At 62.1% G+C, this 17,798-nt stretch carries 18 protein-coding genes and 2 pseudogenes; 9 read left to right on the top strand and 11 right to left on the bottom strand.

Annotated features, from left to right (window positions below; all coding sequences use genetic code 11):
* The first annotated feature begins 35 nt into the window (after positions 1–35).
* The gene (locus F7R19_RS07510) at positions 36–3,320 is read left to right on the top strand and encodes a putative Ig domain-containing protein (protein ID WP_223506248.1); all 3,285 of its coding nucleotides are present in this window, start codon (positions 36–38) and stop codon (positions 3,318–3,320) included.
* Between the two features lie 75 nt (positions 3,321–3,395).
* On the opposite strand, the gene F7R19_RS07515 is transcribed toward F7R19_RS07510, so the two are convergent.
* Positions 3,396–4,196 carry a YecA/YgfB family protein gene (locus F7R19_RS07515; RefSeq protein ID WP_150979841.1) on the bottom strand — a complete coding sequence of 267 codons (801 nt, stop codon included), beginning with the start codon at positions 4,194–4,196 and terminating at the stop codon, positions 3,396–3,398.
* Between the two features lie 85 nt (positions 4,197–4,281).
* Between F7R19_RS07515 and F7R19_RS07520 the strand changes: the two are divergent.
* The 5 genes and pseudogenes from F7R19_RS07520 to F7R19_RS07540 form a co-directional block, all read left to right on the top strand.
* Positions 4,282–4,525: pseudogene (locus F7R19_RS07520) on the top strand (LLM class flavin-dependent oxidoreductase); the annotation flags it as partial.
* A gap of 173 nt (positions 4,526–4,698) precedes the next feature.
* A complete protein-coding gene (locus F7R19_RS07525; protein ID WP_126221091.1) occupies positions 4,699–6,414 on the top strand; it encodes a Mu transposase C-terminal domain-containing protein in 1,716 nt (571 codons plus the stop codon).
* Between the two features lie 2 nt (positions 6,415–6,416).
* Positions 6,417–7,325, top strand: coding sequence for a TniB family NTP-binding protein (locus F7R19_RS07530; protein ID WP_126221090.1), 909 nt, complete (start codon positions 6,417–6,419; stop codon positions 7,323–7,325).
* Positions 7,322–8,539: a TniQ family protein gene (locus F7R19_RS07535; protein ID WP_126221089.1), complete on the top strand. Its 1,218-nt coding sequence runs from the start codon at positions 7,322–7,324 to the stop codon at positions 8,537–8,539. The genes F7R19_RS07530 and F7R19_RS07535 overlap by 4 nt, the downstream gene beginning before the upstream one ends.
* Positions 8,540–8,599: 60 nt before the next feature.
* Positions 8,600–9,214, top strand: a complete 615-nt coding sequence (locus F7R19_RS07540) for a recombinase family protein (protein WP_011875630.1) — start codon at positions 8,600–8,602, stop codon at positions 9,212–9,214.
* A gap of 66 nt (positions 9,215–9,280) precedes the next feature.
* Here the strand turns inward: F7R19_RS07540 and F7R19_RS07545 are convergent, their stop codons facing one another.
* From F7R19_RS07545 to F7R19_RS07580, 8 genes are all read right to left on the bottom strand, one after another.
* The gene (locus F7R19_RS07545) at positions 9,281–9,712 is read right to left on the bottom strand and encodes an EamA family transporter (protein ID WP_126221088.1); all 432 of its coding nucleotides are present in this window, start codon (positions 9,710–9,712) and stop codon (positions 9,281–9,283) included.
* Positions 9,713–9,740: 28 nt separating this feature from the next.
* Positions 9,741–11,093 (bottom strand): ATP-binding protein, encoded by a 1,353-nt coding sequence (locus F7R19_RS07550; protein ID WP_126221087.1) that lies wholly within the window; start codon positions 11,091–11,093, stop codon positions 9,741–9,743.
* Entirely contained in the window at positions 11,069–11,734 is a 666-nt protein-coding gene (locus F7R19_RS07555; protein ID WP_011875626.1) for a response regulator transcription factor, read from the bottom strand. Before F7R19_RS07555 ends, F7R19_RS07550 begins: the two co-directional genes overlap by 25 nt.
* Positions 11,735–11,756: 22 nt before the next feature.
* Positions 11,757–12,515, bottom strand: coding sequence for a COG4705 family protein (locus F7R19_RS07560; RefSeq protein WP_126221086.1), 759 nt, complete (start codon positions 12,513–12,515; stop codon positions 11,757–11,759).
* A 16-nt stretch (positions 12,516–12,531) separates the two neighbouring features.
* Positions 12,532–12,984, bottom strand: a complete 453-nt coding sequence (locus F7R19_RS07565) for a hypothetical protein (protein ID WP_126221085.1) — start codon at positions 12,982–12,984, stop codon at positions 12,532–12,534.
* 29 nt (positions 12,985–13,013) lie between these two features.
* The gene (locus F7R19_RS07570) at positions 13,014–13,796 is read right to left on the bottom strand and encodes a COG4705 family protein (RefSeq protein ID WP_150979842.1); all 783 of its coding nucleotides are present in this window, start codon (positions 13,794–13,796) and stop codon (positions 13,014–13,016) included.
* Positions 13,797–13,865: 69 nt separating this feature from the next.
* Entirely contained in the window at positions 13,866–14,462 is a 597-nt protein-coding gene (locus tag F7R19_RS07575) for an undecaprenyl-diphosphatase (protein ID WP_126221083.1), read from the bottom strand.
* 56 nt (positions 14,463–14,518) lie between these two features.
* Positions 14,519–14,854, bottom strand: coding sequence for a PepSY domain-containing protein (locus F7R19_RS07580; protein ID WP_005797945.1), 336 nt, complete (start codon positions 14,852–14,854; stop codon positions 14,519–14,521).
* A 161-nt stretch (positions 14,855–15,015) separates the two neighbouring features.
* Here F7R19_RS07580 and F7R19_RS30455 point away from each other — a divergent pair.
* From F7R19_RS30455 to F7R19_RS07590, 3 genes and pseudogenes are all read left to right on the top strand, one after another.
* A pseudogene (locus F7R19_RS30455) lies at positions 15,016–15,129 on the top strand (serine protease); the annotation flags it as partial.
* Positions 15,130–15,147: 18 nt separating this feature from the next.
* Complete coding sequence (locus tag F7R19_RS07585; RefSeq protein WP_223506246.1) at positions 15,148–15,645, top strand: hypothetical protein; 498 nt, start codon at positions 15,148–15,150, stop codon at positions 15,643–15,645.
* Between the two features lie 73 nt (positions 15,646–15,718).
* Positions 15,719–16,351, top strand: a complete 633-nt coding sequence (locus F7R19_RS07590) for a hypothetical protein (protein ID WP_223506244.1) — start codon at positions 15,719–15,721, stop codon at positions 16,349–16,351.
* An 83-nt stretch (positions 16,352–16,434) separates the two neighbouring features.
* Here the strand turns inward: F7R19_RS07590 and F7R19_RS07595 are convergent, their stop codons facing one another.
* Together F7R19_RS07595 and F7R19_RS07600 are read right to left on the bottom strand one after the other, a co-directional pair.
* Positions 16,435–17,019, bottom strand: coding sequence for a TMEM175 family protein (locus F7R19_RS07595; protein ID WP_150979844.1), 585 nt, complete (start codon positions 17,017–17,019; stop codon positions 16,435–16,437).
* An 8-nt stretch (positions 17,020–17,027) separates the two neighbouring features.
* A complete protein-coding gene (locus tag F7R19_RS07600; protein WP_061957972.1) occupies positions 17,028–17,741 on the bottom strand; it encodes a YoaK family protein in 714 nt (237 codons plus the stop codon).
* Positions 17,742–17,798: the final 57 nt, after the last annotated feature.

The following is a 17,798-nucleotide window of genomic DNA, read 5'->3' on the forward strand; positions in this document are numbered from 1 at the left end:
GGCAACGTCGGTGGCCGTGGTGTCAGGTCCAGGTCATGGTGCTGCAACGCCATCCGGAACGAGTATCAGCTATACGCCTGCGCCCGGCTACTACGTGGACAGACAGCTTTACCTACAGCGCGTCGAATGGGGGTGGAACGTCTGGAACCGCGACCGCGACCATTTCAGTGACGGCTCCCGTCGCGACCCTTGCTCCGGCGCCCGGACCATTGACGCCGGGCACCGTAGGTGCCTCCTACAGTCAGATTTTCACCATGACCGGCGGCACAGCACCATTCAGCTATTCCGCGACAGGACTGCCTGCGGGGCTGAATCTGAACCCCGCGACCGGCCTGTTGTCCGGTACCCCGACCGTCGCGGGACCCAGTACGTTCACAATCCAGGCAACGGATAGCTCGAACGGCGCCGGCGGGGCGATTTCGGTAACGCAAAGCTACTCGCTGACCATCGCGACGCCGACCGTCACGGTTGGGCCAGTCTCGGTGTCCAACCCCACCGCGGGCATCGCCTATTCCCAGACTCTGGTGGGTGCGGGTGGCGCGGCGCCGTATGCGTTTGCCATCACCGGCGGAGCGCTGCCCGCAGGCTTGTCGATGATGGCCAACGGCACCATCGCTGGCACGCCCACGGCGGCGGGCGGATTCAGCTTTACGGTGACGGCCACTGACAAGAACGGTTTTAGCGGCAGCCGTGCTTATAGCGTCACCGTGGCACCGCCGGTGATAACGTTTGCGACCACCACGCTTGGCGCTGCCAGCGTGGCATCGGCCTATAGTCAAAATATCGCGGCAAGCGGGGGCAATGCCCCCTACACATACTCGCTGGTCAGCGGCGCGCTGCCGCCGGGGATTTCGCTCAGTGCAGGGGGTACCTTGGCGGGAACCGCCGCATCCGCCGGTACGTTCAATTTCACGGTACAGGCCCGGGACAGCACGGCAGGCGGCACATTCACAGCTACGCAGGCATTCACGCTGACGATCGGCGCCGCAACGCTGGCCGTGGCGCCGGCCTCGCTGACGGGAGCAACGGTGGGCGTTGCCAGCAACCAGACCATCACGGCATCGGGTGGCGTCGCGCCGTACACGTTTGCGATCACGGCGGGCTCGCTTCCGGCAGGGATGACGCTGTCTTCGGGGGGCGCTTTGAGTGGCACGCCAACCGCGGGGGGCAGTTTCAGCTTCACGGTCACCGCGACGGATAGCAGCGGCGGCTCCGGGCCGTTCTCGGTATCGCGCAACTACACGCTGGCCGTCGCGGCGGCGACGTTGTCGCTTTCGCCGGCGATGCTCCCACCGCCGACTGTCGGCGCGGTGTACAGCCAGACACTGACGGCTTCGGGCGGCGTGGCACCGTACACCTATGCCGTCACGGCAGGAGCACTGCCGGCGGGCTTGATCCTGAATTCGAGCACTGGCGTCATCAGCGGTACGCCCACGGTATCCGGAAGCAGTTCGTTCACGATCCAGGCGAATGACAGCAGCGTGGGCGTCGGGGCGCCGTTCAGTATCGCGAGGACATTCTCGTTGAGCACAGGGCAGGGCATTCCGACGGCGCCGGGGGTGGTCGTCGCCACCAATCCGAACACGCCAGTGACAATTCACGCGGCGGCCAATGCTGCCAACGGGCCGTTTACCGGCGTCGTGGTCGTGACGCCACCCGCGAGCGGGTCCGTCGCGGTTCAGGGGCTGGACATTGTCTATACGCCGGTATCAACGTCATCCGGAGCCATCACGTTCGCCTATGCGCTGGTGAATGCGGCGGGCCAGTCGGCGCCCGTGCCGGTCACGGTGAACGTTGCGGCGATGCCGATTCCGGTGGCTTCGGCGCAGGCCAGCGCCGCCGCTGGCAAGGTGGCGTCGGTCAACATTACTGAGAACGCCACCGGCGGTCCGTTCACCGGCGCGGCCATTGTGTCCGTGGTCCCCGAATATGCCGGCGAGGCCAAGCTGAGCCGCATCGCGCCGAAGACCGTGGCCTCGGCGAATGTCATGGGCGGAGCGCCCGGCAGTGACTTCGTTGTCACCTTCACGCCGGCTGCCGCATTCGCCGGCACGGCGGTGATTACGTACACGATCAGCAATGCGGTCGCGATTTCCAATCCCGCAGAGCTCAGGGTGACGGTGGCCCCGCGGAAGGACCCTTCCACGGATCCTGATGTCACCGGATTGATCAACGCCCAGATCCAGGCGGCGCGCCGCTTTGCCTCGGCGCAGATCAGCAACTACAACCAGCGGCTGGAGCAATTGCACGGAAAGGGCCGGCCGACATTCCGCAGCACACTGAACGTGGCGATGCCGCGGGCGGATGGCGTGGACCCGCGCGTTTGCCAGGGTATCGACGGCCTGGCCGCGCGCGACGAGTGCCAACGCGGCGCGGCAATGGTTCGCGATGCCAACGCTGGCAACCCTGGCGCGGCACAGGCAGATGCTGCCAAGGGCATCCCCGAGCTGCCAGGTACGGAGCATGCGCCAGCCGGCAATCCGGACGATGCGCGCCTCGCGTTCTGGACCGCCGGTACGGTCGACTTCGGCTTCGCCAACGTTGCTGCGCAGCGCTCGGGGTTCCGGTTCACCACCGGCGGCGTGACGGCGGGTGCCGACTATCGCGTGTCAGATCAACTGACCGCTGGCTTCGGCATGGGCTACGGGCACGACGCCACAGAGGTGGGATCCTATGGCACGCACAGCAATGCGGATGCGTTCAGCGTCGCGCTGTACGGCAGCTATCGACCCGCCCCGTCGTACTTCATTGACGGTGTTGCCGGGTACGGGGTCCTTGATTTCGATTCGCGCCGTTGGGTGGCCGATGAGGCGGTGATGGCAACTGGAAAGCGAAACGGGCACCAGTGGTTCGCCTCGCTGACATCAGGTTACGAGCATCGGGGCGCGAAATGGCTGATATCGCCATACGGGCGTGTGTCGGCTATGGAAAGCGGGCTTGATGCCTTCACCGAATCCGGGGCCGGTACGAATGCGTTGACGTACTTCGGACAAACGGTGACGAGCGTCTCGGGAACGCTCGGCTTACGTACTGAATATGTGCAACCGACGCGCTGGGGCACCTTCACCCCATTTGGGCGCATCGAGTATCAGCATGATTTTGAAGGGCAGGGCGCGGCCAACCTGTCATACGCCGATCTGGTGGGTGTGGGCCAGGTCTACAGCGTAAAGGGTTCCCCGTTTGGCCGAGATCGCTTCCAGGTCTGGCTCGGCGGAAAGATGCGCACCAAGACGGTCACGTTCGGCTTGGACTACAACGTGATGTTCGGCATGAGTGGGCTGCAACAGGGCGTAAGACTGACGTTTGCAGCGCCCTTCTGATTTTGCGTTGTACACCGTCGGTAGCGGCCATTCACCCAGTTGCAGCTGGCTGGTTTAATGGCCGCGCCCCATCCCTTATCTGCCGTGGCACTTCTTGAACTTCTTGCCGCTGCCGCAAGGGCACGGGTCGTTGCGGCCGGGCTGGTCGCCCCTCACCACGGCCTCCACGCGCGGGCCCAGGCTCTTCCAGATCTGGCGCAGGTCGTAGACAGCCCAGATCGCCTCGCCGAAGGCTTCCACGCGCGCCTGGCTCGTACTGGGCGGGCCATCCTCGCTGTACATGCAGACCTCGGGCTGGCCGGTGTCGGCCTCGGTCAGGGCGACAATGGCGTCAAGCGCGTCGTCCAGCCACTGGGCGGCTTCCTTGTCGCGTGGGGCGGCCCATTCATCGGGCCAGTTCTCCACCGCGAACATGAAGCCCAGCGCCCACACCTGGCCAAACGAGGGAATTTCCCGCCCGTCAATCTCCGCGCGCTCTTCCTGGGGCAGGCTCCAGATGGCGCCGCGCATGTCCATGACTTCGGGATGGAAGGTGCGTTCGTCCTCCAGCGTCTCCACCGGCTGGTCGAGCTGATGCTCCACCTCGTTCCATCGACGCTGCCACAGCTCCATGAAGCGGCTCTGCTGGGCCGCGTCACGGAACGCGGGCAGCAACGGCGGCGGACTGCCCTCGGCCACGTCGAGCGCCGCGCCGTCGCCCAGCAGCATGGGCAGGTAGTCGGCAGCCGGGATGCGGCGGCGCGTGCAGACCAGGGCCGTGAGAAAACCGTCGCAGAACTCCCATTGCGGGATTTCTTCAGCGCGCTGGCGCAGGTCGTCCAGCAAATCGTCAAGCTCCTGAAGTTCGTCGGGCGTCAGGGCGGTGGCTTCGGTCATGAGGCGGGTTCTCGCGGTGCGGTGTGGGGATGCGCTGGTCGCAGCGCCGCGAAGTATAGCGCGGCCCCTTTTTCAGGAGTGCGTCGTACGACTTGCCGCAACAGCCTCGACAGCGTTCGACGTGCCATACCACATTGCCAGACGGTTCTCGTCGCTGGACACATCAGCGGCGGTCGGGCCGGCTAAAACGTGGTGACAACGGCGAATCCCGATGCAGCCCTCAACTTTGGCTACGAGTCCGAGATGGGTCATGACGATCGCTACGAGCTTGCACGGGAGTTTGTCGATGTCGTCACCGGTCTTTGGGCAGTTTCGCTGATGACGCCTTTGGGGACCAGAGGAATCGATTGCCGTTGCAGGAAAATAGTCCAATTCGTGGATACGGATTGAGCTTTCATGTCATTTTCAGAAGACGACTGCACCATTCAACTGGGTATGAAGCTTGTTGTGCATATGGCTTTTGACAGCCAGATATCAGAACTCCTCTGCACGAAACTCGTCTATGCTCAATACTCGTGTGCACCAAAGCGAGGTGAGCATGGGGACCGATACCGCACCGATTACCGAGCACGGCGTGGCTACCCTGCCAGAACAGGCATGGGAGCGTGCGCGTCGTCGCGCGGAGATCATTGGGCCGTTGGCGCAGTCGGAGACGGTCGGGCATGAAGCGGCCGACGTGGCAGCCCAAGCATTGGGTCTGTCCCGGCGGCAGGTCTACGTCCTGATCCGCCGCGCCCGGCAAGGTTCGGGACTGGTCACTGACTTTGCGCTTGGGCAGTCGAGCGGAGGCAAAGGTAAAAGCCGCTTGCCGGAGTCGGTCGAACGAATCATCCGCGAGCTAATGCAAAAGCGCTTCCTGACCAAGCAGAAGCGTAGCTTGGCGGCGTTCCACCGCGAAATTGCGCGGGAGTGCAAGCTGCAAAAGCTGCGGGTGCCGACGCGCAACACGGTGGCGTTGCGGATCGCCAGCCTTGATCCACTCAAGACCACTCGCCTTCGAGAAGGTCAGGATGCGTCCCGCGCCCTGCAAGGTGTTGGTGGTGTTCCGCCGCCTGTCTCCGCACCGCTGGAGCAGGTGCAGATCGACCACACAGTCATCGACCTGATCGTGGTGGACGAGCGCGACCGGCAACCGATTGGCCGACCATATCTGACCATCGCCATCGACGTGTTTACCCGCTGCGTTCTCGGCATGGTCGTCACGCTGGAAGCGCCGTCATCCGTTTCGGTTGGTCTGTGCCTCGCGCATGTTGCTTGCGACAAGCGTCCCTGGCTGGAAGGACTGAATGTGGAAATGGACTGGCCGATGAGTGGCAAGCCCAGGCTGCTCTACCTGGACAACGCGGCCGAGTTCAAGAGCGAGGCCCTGCGCCGTGGCTGTGAGCAGCATGGCATCCAGTTGGACTATCGTCCGCCTGGGCAGCCGCACTACGGCGGCATCGTGGAACGGATCATCGGCACGGCGATGCAGATGATCCACGACGAACTGCCGGGGACAACCTTCTCGAATCCCGGCCAGCGCGGGGACTACGATTCTGAAAACAAGGCAGCTCTGACATTGCGCGAGCTGGAGCGCTGGCTCACATTGGCGGTCGGCACCTATCACGGCTCCGTGCACAACGGCCTGCTCCAACCGCCGGCCACGCGTTGGGCTGAGGCCGTGGCGCGTGTCGGTGTACCGGCCGTCGTCACCCGCGCCACGGCTTTTCTGGTCGATTTTCTGCCAATCATCCGCCGCACGCTGACCCGCACCGGCTTCGTCATCGACCACATTCACTACTACGCCGATGCGCTCAAGCCGTGGATAGCTCGGCGCGACCGCTTGTCTACGTTCCTGATCCGGCGCGATCCGCGCGACATCAGCCGTATCTGGGTGCTGGAACCGGAGGGGCAGCATTACTTGGAAATCCCCTACCGTACCTTGTCGCACCCGGCTGTCACCCTCTGGGAACAACGGCAGGCGCTGACGAAATTGCGGCAGCAGGGACGCGAACAGGTGGATGAGTCGGCGCTGTTCCGCATGATCGGACAGATGCGCGAGATCGTGACCACCGCACAGAAGGCCACGCGCAAGGCGCGGCGCGACGCGGATCGACGCCAGCACCTCAAGGCATCTCCTCCGCCGGACAAGCCGATTCCGCCGAAAACGGACGTTGCTGATCCGCAGGCAGACAAGCTGCCACCGGCCAAACCGTTCGACCAGATTGAGGAGTGGTAGCAGTGGACGAATATCCCATCATCGACTTGTCACACCTGCTGCCGGCGGCGCAGGGCTTGGCCCGTCTTCCGGCGGACGAACGCATCCATCGCCTTCGCGCCGACCGCTGGATCGGCTATCCGCGTGCAGTCGAGGCGCTGAACCGGCTGGAAACCTTGTATGCGTGGCCGAACAAGCAGCGCATGCCCAACCTGCTGCTGGTCGGCCCGACCAACAACGGCAAGTCGATGATCGTCGAGAAGTTCCGGCGCACGCATCCGCCCAGTTCCGATGCCGACCAGGAGCACATCCCGGTGCTGGTCGTGCAGATGCCGTCCGAGCCGTCGGTGATCCGCTTCTACGTCGCGCTGCTCGCGGCGATGGGTGCGCCATTGCGGCCGCGCCCACGGCTGCCGGAAATGGAGCAATTGGCGCTGGCCTTGCTGCGCAAGGTCGGTGTGCACATGTTGGTGATCGACGAACTGCACAACGTCCTGGCCGGCAACAGCATCAACCGCCGAGAATTCCTCAATCTGTTGCGTTTCCTCGGCAACGAACTGCGCATCCCGCTGGTCGGCGTCGGCACACGCGATGCCTACTTGGCGATCCGCTCGGACGACCAGTTGGAAAACCGCTTCGAGCCGATGATGCTGCCGGTGTGGGAGGCCAACGACGATTGCTGCTCACTGCTGGCCAGCTTCGCGGCTTCGCTCCCGCTGCGGCGACCCTCGTCGATTGCCACGCTGGACATGGCCCGCTACCTGCTCACACGCAGCGAGGGCACCATCGGCGAACTGGCGCACTTGCTGATGGCGGCGGCCATCGTCGCCGTGGAGAGCGGCGAGGAAGCGATCAACCATCGCACGCTGAGCATGGCCGATTACACCGGTCCCAGCGAGCGGCGGCGGCAATTCGAGCGGGAACTGATGTGAAGCCAGCGCCACGCTGGCCACTGCATCCGGCCCCCAGAGAAGGCGAAGCCTTGTCTTCGTGGCTCAACCGCGTGGCCCTTTGCTATCACATGGAGGTGTCCGAGCTGCTGGAGCACGATCTTGGTCACGCTCAGGTTGATGACCTGGATACCGCGCCACCACTGGCGCTGTTGGCGATGCTCTCCCAGCGGAGCGGCATCGAGCCGGACCGGCTGCGTTGCATGAGTTTCGCCGGCTGGGTGCCTTGGCTACTGGACAGCCTTGATGATCAGATTCCAGACGCATTGGAAACCTATGCGTTCCAGCTCTCGGTGCTGCTGCCGAAACTCTGCCGTAGGACGCGATCCATCACGAGCTGGCGTGCCTGGCTGCCCAGCCAGCCGCTACATCGCGCCTGTCCGCTCTGTCTGAATGACCCGGCAAACCAAGCCGTACTGCTTGCATGGAAGCTGCCCCTGATGCTGAGCTGCCCGCTGCATGGCTGCTGCCTGGAATCCTATTGGGGCGTGCCTGGACGGTTTCTCGGCTGGGAGAACGCCGACACTGCGTCGTGCACCGCCAGCGACGCGATTGCAGTCATGGACCGGCGTACCTGGCAGGCACTGACGACCGGCTATGTGGAACTGCCGCGCCGACGCATCCATGCTGGATTGTGGTTTCGACTGCTACGCACGCTGCTCGATGAGCTGAACACCCCGCTTTCGGCGTGCGGAACCTACGCGGGGTATCTCCGCCAAGTCTGGCAAGGCTGCGGGCATCCGCTGCGTGCTGGGCAAAGTCTGTGGCGACCGTATGAAACCCTGAACCCGGCAGTACGGTTGCAGATGCTGGAGGCGGCGGCAACGGCAATCAGCTTGATCGAGGTGAGGGATATAAGCCCGCCAGGCGAGCATGCAAAGCTGTTCTGGTCCGAGCCCCAAACCGGGTTCACCAGTGGTCTGCCGGCGAAAGCGCCGAAGCCCGAACCCGTCAATCACTGGCAACGGGCGGTCCAAGCTATCAGTGAGGCGATCATTGAAGCGCGGCACGACCCCGAGACGGCGCGCTCGCTGTTCGCGTTGGCTTCCTATGGTCGGCGCGATCCCGCTTCCCTGGAACAGTTGCGCGCCACCTTTGCAAAGGAAGGCATCCCCCCGGAATTTCTGTCACATTACAAGCCTGCTGGACCCTTTGCATGTCTTAGACAGAATGACGGGTTAAGTGACAAATTTTGACGGCCAGAATTTTCCGGTTCACACTGTCACATAATCGAACGTATATGTGACAGGTGAAACATGCTGATTGGCTACATGCGGGTATCGAAGGCGGATGGTTCCCAAGCTACCGACTTGCAGCGCGACGCGCTGATTGCTAACGGCGTCGATCCGGCCCATCTCTATGAGGATCAGGCGTCCGGCAAGCGCGAGGACCGACCCGGCCTGGTGTCTTGCCTGAAAGCGCTGCGGCCCGGCGACACGCTGGTGGTGTGGAAACTGGATCGCCTCGGGCGCGACCTGCGCCACCTGATCAACACCGTGCACGACATGACCGGCCGTGGCATCGGTCTGAAAGTGTTGACTGGGCACGGTGCAGCCATTGACACCACGACGGCCGCCGGCAAGTTGGTCTTTGGCATCTTCGCCGCGCTGGCCGAGTTCGAGCGCGAACTGATTGCCGAGCGCACGATTGCAGGATTGGCTTCGGCGAGGGCGCGCGGTAGGAAGGGCGGCCGGCCCTTCAAGATGACTGCCGCCAAGTTGCGGCTGGCGATGGCCGCTATGGGGCAGCCCGAAACCAAGGTCGGCGATCTATGTCAGGAACTGGGCATCACACGGCAGACCTTGTATCGGCACATTTCGCCGAAGGGCGAGTTGCGCCTTGATGGCGAGAAACTGCTCAGTCAAGTTTGATGGCAGGACAGCGGTTACTGTAGACGAATCGTGACGACTGGTTGAGTCAGTATGTCCTACCTGTTATCACTTGAACGCCAATAACAGAACGCCTCCGGCGACCATCGAAATGCCGGACCACTCCCTCAGTGACGGGCGTTCGCCCAAAAAGGCGAAAGCAAATACCGCCACCAGGACAAGACTGAGTTTATCCACTGGCGCAACCTTGGATGCATCGCCAATCTTGAGTGCGCGGAAGTAGCAGACCCACGATGCCCCTGTTGCCAAGCCGGACAGCCCGAGGAAAAGCCATGTCTTGGGTGATAACTCCAAGGGGTTGGCCCATTTCCCCGTGTAGGCAACAAACGCCGACAGGACGACGATGATGATGGCCGTGCGGATCAAGGTGGCCAGATCGGAATCAACTCCCTGAATGCCAACCTTGGCAAAAATAGCCGTCAGTGCCGCAAAGATGGCGGACAGCAAAGCCCAATAAAACCACCCCGCCGAATTGACCATTTAGCCTGCCTCCACGTTTCTCAAACCGCTACCGCATGGGAACGATAACGGCAACATTTAAGCCAGTTTGCTTCTCTTGATCTGAGAAGTCGAGGCGGATTTCAGCACCGATGCGATTGGCAATCGTCTGGACAATGGATAGTCCCAGACCCGAGCCGATCTGCTCGCTCCCCAGCGTGCGGTAGAAGGGATCAAACACTCGATCCCGTTCAGCCAACGGAATGCCAGGCCCACTGTCCTGAATACGTAGTACGACCTTCCCTTCCGAAACACCCACAGAAAGATCAACACGCCCTCCCTCTGGCGTGTAGCGGATGGCGTTATCGACCAGGTTCTTGACCACAGCGATCATGTCCAGCTCGCTTGCCCACACTTCGGCGTCCAGCGTGCCTTCGACACCGATGTCGATGTACTTGGCCTCGGCCAGCGGCATGAGGTCTTCCAGCACGCGGCGGTAGATGCTCTGGACAGATACAGGCGACTTCGGCAGGTCGGTGGCTGACTGCGCCTTGGCCAAGGTCAAGAGTTGATCGAGCAGGCTGCGGCTGCGCTCGATCCCTTGGCGCAAAACCGTCAGCCGTTCGCGCGCCACGCTGGACATTTCCGCTTCCGCGAGCCGTTCTGCTTGCAGCGACATGGCTGTCAGCGGCGAACGTAGCTCGTGCGCGGCATCCGCCACAAAGCGGCGCTGAGATTCCATCGACTGGCCGACACGAGCGAGCAGGCGATTGATCGCCACGGCAAACGGACGTACCTCGACCGGAAGGTGGCGGTCTTCGACGGGATGCAGTTCCTGCTCTGCCCGCTGGTCTATTTCCTTGGACAGCGCCGCGATGGGCTGGAACATCTTGCGCACCAGGTCAGCAACGATCAACAGCAGCACCGGCACGAGAATCAAGAAAGGCATCACCGTGCGCAGTGCCCCGTCGCGGGCAATTTCATTGCGGAAGCCGGACTCCTGAGCCACAGCAATGCGTTCGCCGCTCGCCGTGGTCTTGACCAGCACGCGAAACGTCTCGCCACCAACTTCCAGCGTGTGCAATCCATCCGCCAAGGTCGCCGGGAGCGGGAGCACGCCTCCTGCGTCCACGCCTACCGTAGAGGGACTGACCTCACCCAAGCGCTGGACGATCACGCGCGACTCTTCATCGACATCCTTGAGACGGATATCGGTGGTTGGCACGGCAGGCAACAAGCGCTGGCGATCCATGAGCTGCGCCACCTGGCGCAGCACATCGTCCTGTAGTTCGTGGGCTTCATCGAAGGCGGACAGGAACGAGAATACGCCCGCCACAACGGCCACCACGAGGATGGCCAGCGACAAGGTGAAGGACAGCTTGAGCTGAACCGATTCGTTCAAGCGCCTTTTGAGACCATCCATCCGACCCCCCTGACGTTCTTGATGACCTCGCCACCCAGCTTGCGCCGCAGTGCGTGGATCAGATATTCGACGGCATTGCTTTCGACCTCTTCCCCCCAACCATAGATGCGATCCTCCAGTTCGCTGCGCGAAAGGATGGCACCAGGCCGAACCAGCAGGGCTTGCAGTAGCGAGAACTCGCGGTTGGACAGTTGCACTTGGGGGCCATCATTGGCACAAGCCTCTTTGGTGGCCGGGTCGAGCGTCACCACGCCGTTGCTGAGCACGGGAGCTGCCGTGCCACCTTTGCGCCTCAGGACGGCGCGCATCCGGGCCAGTAGTTCCGCCATCTGAAAGGGCTTGGACACATAGTCGTCGGCCCCGCCATCCAGGCCGCGCAGGCGATCATCCAGACCATCGCGAGCCGTGATGATGAGCAGGGGAATCGGGTTGTCCTTGGCTCGGATGCTGGCCAGCACCTCCAGCCCATCCTTGCCGGGCAGACCGAGGTCGAGTAGCACTAGGTCGTAATGCTGGCAGCCCAGCGTGGTGAGCGCCGTCTGCCCGTCCTTCACCCAGTCGGCGGCGTAGGACGCATCCTTCAATGCGCCCTGGATCGCGTCACCGATCATGGGATCGTCTTCAACCAGCAATACCCGCATTCCCCCTCCGTTCAATCGTTGTTCAATATGCCGTCCTGGCTGCTCTCTGCCTGAACAGCAGGATCGCAGTCAGCATGAAGGCCAACAGTGCGGCCGATGCTGAATAGCGGCTCAACGCCAGACCACCCGCGCTCAGTGGCTTGTCCAGAAAATCCCCGACCACGGCACCCAGCGGGCGCGTCAGGATGAACGCCGCCCAGAACAGCAGCGTGCGGGACACGCTCGTCCAGTAGTAGGCTGCCACGACCAGCGCGAGCAGCCCGCCGAACACGACGGCCGCACCCGTGTATCCCAGACCCGCCGTATCAGCCGTCCAGTCGCCCCACGCGGTGCCCAGCGTCTGGGAGAACATGATCGTCAGCCAGTAGAAGGCTTCTGCCTTGGGCGAGCTGACCGTGCTGACCGACACGGAGCCGAGGGTGCGATGCCAGATGAAGAGCGAGCCGAGCAGCAAGGCCAGCAGCAAGCTCGAACCGCCAGCGTACCCGATTCCCAGTGATCGATCCGCAAAATCGGCCAACGTCGTGCCGACCGTGGTTGTGGCGATGATGGTCGTCCAGTACAGGAAGGGATGAAATCCTTTGGCTTTGACCTGCGCGACTACGGCAGCCAGGAAGATCGCCGCGAAGATGGCCGTGCCGACCAGGTAGCCCAGATTCATGGACATCGAGACGGCATCGCCGCCGGTTTCGCCGAGCGTCGTGGCAGCAATCTTGATGAGCCAGAAGCCCAGCGTGACTTCGGGCACTTTGGCCAGCGCCTGTTCAGTGGATGTTTTCATGGGGCACGCTCACAGGTCAGGCTTTGCCTTCGAGCGTGTCGAAGGCTTTCAGCAGGGCGGCCATTGCTGCCTTGCAGTCAGCTTGGCTCGGCGTGTCGGCACGGAGCGCCGCAAGCGACTTGTCGATGGCTTTGTCGAGCACATGCCAGTCATCGGCTGCCCGTGGTTTCAGGCCAGCCTCGGCCGAGTCCCATGCGACTTCCAGGTCCTTGATGCGGGCCTTGGCAGCGGGCAGGTCGCCCTTATCCACGATGGTGACCACGTCGGCGGCGATGTTGCGGAAGGCCGACAGGTCGCCCAGCTTGGAGGCAGTTTTGCCTTGCGAGGCCGAGACAGTCTGGGCCGGTGTCGTTGATGTTGTGCTTGCGTTGTTCTGATCGGCAGATTTGGAACAACCAGCTGCGAGTGCCAAGAGCACGGCGGCCGAAATGGCGGCAACCGGGCGAGCGATTGAGTGCTGCATGAACATGTTTTTCTCCTTGTGTAGAGCGAAAAGAGTTATTCGACGAGCTGGGCCGAGCGGCGTCCATTCATGGCGATCTGCGCGACGGCCACCAGCATGACGATCACCGTGAGGAACAAGGCGCTTGTCCACATGGCACCCATGCCAAGACCACCATAAGTCTTAGCCTGTGTCAGCAAGTCGCCGAGTGCGGCCCCGAAGGGGCGGGTCAGGATGTAGGCAATCCAGAAGGTCAGAACGGCGTTGCCGCCCATGCGCCAGGCCGCGTAGGTGGCGCCGATCAGCGCACCGAATGCCACTGCACCCCAGGTAAAGCCCAGGCCCAATGCCTCGGTCGCCAGATCGCCCGCAGCAGTGCCCAGCGCAAACGTGCAGAGGATGGCGGCCCAATAGAACAGCTCCCGGTTTCGCGTCACGATGTCGTGGATGGACAAGGTGCGCTCGACCCGATACCAGACAAAAAAGATCGCGGCGAGCGCCACGGCGAACGCCGAGGTGCTGATGTACAGGCTGACGCCAAGGCCATCAGTCAGCAGATCGGTGATCTGGGTGCCGACCACGCTGACCAGTACCACCGTCAGCCAGTAAATCCAAGGGGTATAGCGGCGGGTACGCAACTGCATGAACAACGCGGCTGCCAGTAGAGTCGCCATGACGGTTCGAGTCACGCCTTGGCCCAAACCTGCGTTGACCGCCAGGAAATCGGCTCCCGTCTCGCCCACCGTGGTGGACATGATCTTGATGATCCAGAACGACAGCGCGACTTCCGGGACTTTATTGAGCCAGCCTGTGGCGCTGCTCGTGGGCAATTTGTTCATAGAGTTCTCCTACCGGGGTGAAATGGTTTGCCAGCAGTTTGAACAGGCTGACTTAGCCCGCCCATAGGCTCACTCGCGCACCCATCCAAGCGCGATCAAACCGCCGAAAAGCCGGCGATGGATTCCGGTGGCAAGTTGGTAACTTGGCACCAGATACCAGCGTGCTTCACGCAACGTCAGCCAGGCACAGATCGCAGCGACCGCGCCGGCTCCGAGCATGTCGAATGGGAAGTGCACTCCAAGGTAGATGCGCGCCCAGGCAATGGGGACGCCCAACAAAGCCAAAGCCACGCCTGCAATTCGTGGGCCTCGTTGCAGCGCGAGGCTGAAGGCGACCGCCCACCACAGCGTCAAGTGATCGCTTGGGAAAGACGAATCGGCAACATGAGCGATGAGGGTGTGACCCAGGCCGATCATGAAAGGCCGGGGATGAATCCAAGCCAGGCCGATGATCTGGTTGATGAGCAGGCCCAGCAATCCCGATGCGCTAGCAACGAGCATCGTCTTGCGGGTAGGCTCGCCGCCGCGAAGCCAGCCGATGCCGATCAGGAGTGGAACAGCCCAGATGAGCTGTTCGGCCAAGAAAATGACCAACGTCAGAGCTAAAGCACTGGGATGCTCCGGCGCGTTGAGCCAGAGAAATAATGTACGGTTGAGTGATTCCATGAGGTCTCCGTGCCGGATCGCCTCCGAGGGAAACGATCCGGCCATACTGTCGGGAGTCAGTCCCGCTTGTCGTGGTCGTCATCGTGATCCGCCTTGTCCTCGGCAGACGAGATGACCGTGCCCTTGTCGGCATCGACCCGGACATCGAAGACCTTGGCCCCACTGACGACCTCCACGTCATAGACCCAACCTTGCTTCGAGTTCTCGTACTCGGCGCGTGACGCCTTGCCATTGGCGTGCTGCTCGGCGACGGTGACTGCTTGTGTGAGGGGAATCTTGGCCTTGCTGATTGCCAGGGCGTCGTTTTCCATACCGCCATTGGCGGCGTAGGCGACCGCGCCGGTTGCAGCGATGGCGACGGCCAGAAGGGAAAGTTTGGTGTAGCGGTACATGATGCTTCTCCAGAAGAGTGCAGGGATTTGCACAGTGGAGAAGGTACGCAGGCAGACTTAGCTCGCACTGAGCCGGGAAGTTTTCGCTCTCGCCGATGTAGTGTTATCGACTCCTGATAATTGGTGCAGTCGTCTTCTGAAAATGACAGACGCTTTCCGACGGCCTTGTTGCCGCGCTGCATCGCGACAAGGACGAAAGAATCGTCAGCATCCAAATGACCGCACCGATTTCATCGGGGTCCAGCGGCGGTGGCGTATTCGACGAGGATGGTCGGCTGATTGGTGTGTCGTACATGACCATTCGCGATGCGCAGAACCTGAATTTTGCGATTCCAGCAATGTGGATCGACCAGGTGCCGGCGCGTGCCACCGTCGCACTACAAAAATTCCGCGCCGAGCAAGCCGCCACCGCATCAGGCAATACAGCCACGGCTGCCGTGGGACCCGCCCGCGTTCCGGCAACTGGCCCCGAGCAACCGGTTCTGGGGGACGAGTTGAACCGCCACTTCGCGTCGATCAGGCAGGTCGTTGCCACGGCACCAAGCGGCGCGGCACTGGAAATACGATTCAGCCCCGACGGATCGTTAGGCGTGACCAATACCCGCTCGCATGGCTATTCAAGCGGCCAATTCAATGTGTCGCCGGGTACGAACGAGGTTTGCTTCACCATGGGCAATCCGAGCTTCAACGCCATGCAGACTTGCTACCGCCTGAGCCACCGCGGCGATACGTACATCATGCGTTCCGTTTCCTCACCGTACTACTTCACGTATGCGTTCACCGCTTCCTGACCCTGGCATCGATCGATGGAGTGGCCTGAGACGCCAGGCGCGACTGGCGGTATTGGCCACGCTAACGCTTGGCGTGGCCGCATGCGCGCCACGCACGGCGGTCACCAGCGTCCGCGCGCAGGACTACGCACAACAGCCCAAACGCATCTATGTGATTGCCGCGTCGGGAATGGGCTGGGGGCCTGCGTTTGCGCCGACGTTCCGCGCCAAGTTCCGCGACATCTTGCGCGGCTGCGGCGCCACCGCCGCCTTCGAGGATGTCACGGGACTCGAGCTCGACCGCAGGCCAGCGGAAGCGAGGGCCGTCGCGTTCAAGCCCGATGCGGTGTTGACGATTGCCAGCACCGGAGGCGTTGTGGAAGTAGGCGGCAGCCGGCTGTCCATCGACTACAACACCACGCTGAGCGATGTGGGCCAGAATCGCGCTGTATGGCGCGCGAAGTTCGCGTTCAGTCGGGGCAGTTCGGCGATCTCGCTTGCCGAACGCGGCGCGGTCTTTGCCATCGAACTCTCCAATAAATTAAAGTCCGACGGCTTGCTGACCGGCTGCTTGCCGATCCCACTGGATAGCAACGGCAGGCTCGATGCATCAGCTATTCCCAAGCCGCGCCCCGAGGACATTACGCCCAGCCTCGCCGTAACACGACCCACCATTTCCGACAAGCCGACGCTAAAGGATCTGCAGGACCTGCTGCCGACGAATTGACGCAATGCGACGGCATGCTCTTGTCGCCTTCCGCAGATTCCACGGATCAGGAAAAATCGGTTAGTCCAGCGCTTCAGTTGGGATTAACGCAATAAGAGATGTTTCTCGATCCGCGAATCGGGAAGAAACCAGAATGCCGCCATGCCAATCAGTATCAGCGTTGCAGCGGTAGTGCTGAAAAAACTCACGCCAACCGTCAGCGCATACACGGCCAGCGACAGCCTGCCCTTCAGATCCTTGCCGATGGTGCCTGCGAGCGAAGAATCCTTGCCTTCCGCGGCGATGATGACGCGCTCCAGAATCCAATAGGCAATCGCACACATGAACAGCACGAAGGCGTAGAGGGCCGTCGGAATCGCCGAGAAATCCGATTTGCCCGTCCAGGTGGTGGAGATCGGAATCATTGTCAGCCAGAACAGCAGATGCAGATTCGCCCACATCACCTTGCCGTTGATGCCGCGAACCATCTGGAACAAGTGGTGATGGTTGTTCCAGTAGATGCCAACGTACACAAAGCTCAGCACGTAGCCAAAGAAATGCGGGGCTTCGGAACGCAGGCCATTCAAGTTGAATTCCGTTGGAAACTGGATCTGATAGAGCATCAGCGTCAGGCTCACGCCAATCACGCCATCGCTGAACGATTCGAGCCGGCTTTTGTTGATAGTCATGAGCGCGCTCACACGAATTGCTTGCGGAAGGAAAGGCTGGCCAGGTGCGCGATGATCACGATAAACGGCAGCACACTCCAGAAACCGATCTGCATATAGAGCAGGGCACCGAGGAAAGCACCGAGCACAAAGCCGAGCACGACGCTGCCGCTTTTCAAGACGGCCACGCGATGTTCGCGGGTTGGTGCGCGGAGGTAGTTCGACAGATCGATGCCGAATTGCGTAGTGTTGCCGGTCATCATCGTGCTCGGGCTGATGCTCTTCGTCAGCGTCTTGCTCGAGGTATTGCGGATCGCCAGCGCCATCAGGCCAAGACCACCGGCCAACGCGAGTTCGACGCCATTCGGGTCGCCGAACGGATCGAAATACAGCCCCACGCCCATAAATCCCAGCAGGAATATCGCCTCGGCCACGAACAGCCAGCCCAGCGTCTTGTGTGTCTGGCTGCACCGATCGATCCAGAGCTTGGCGACCATCACGGTGGCGATAAACAGCGGAATCGCGCCGAGCTTGATCCACAGCCCCGCTCCGCCCTTCACGAAGGCCGCGCCGGCGAGCACCAGGTTGCCGGTGACGTGGGCGGTAAAGAAGCCGACCAGCGCGATAAAACCGATGGTGTCGATGGCACCGCCGACTATCGTCAACAGCACCGCGGGGCGACATTGCTCCCAGATGCTGGCAGTGGAAGTGTCGGGACGTTGGGAATCGCTGATGGCCGGCATGTGTTCTTTCTCCAAAAGGCGCCGCAACGTCCGGCGCAATGTAGTTCAGTTTGTCTG

It is taken from the genome of Cupriavidus pauculus (assembly GCF_008801835.1).
GTDB lineage: Bacteria > Pseudomonadota > Gammaproteobacteria > Burkholderiales > Burkholderiaceae > Cupriavidus > Cupriavidus pauculus.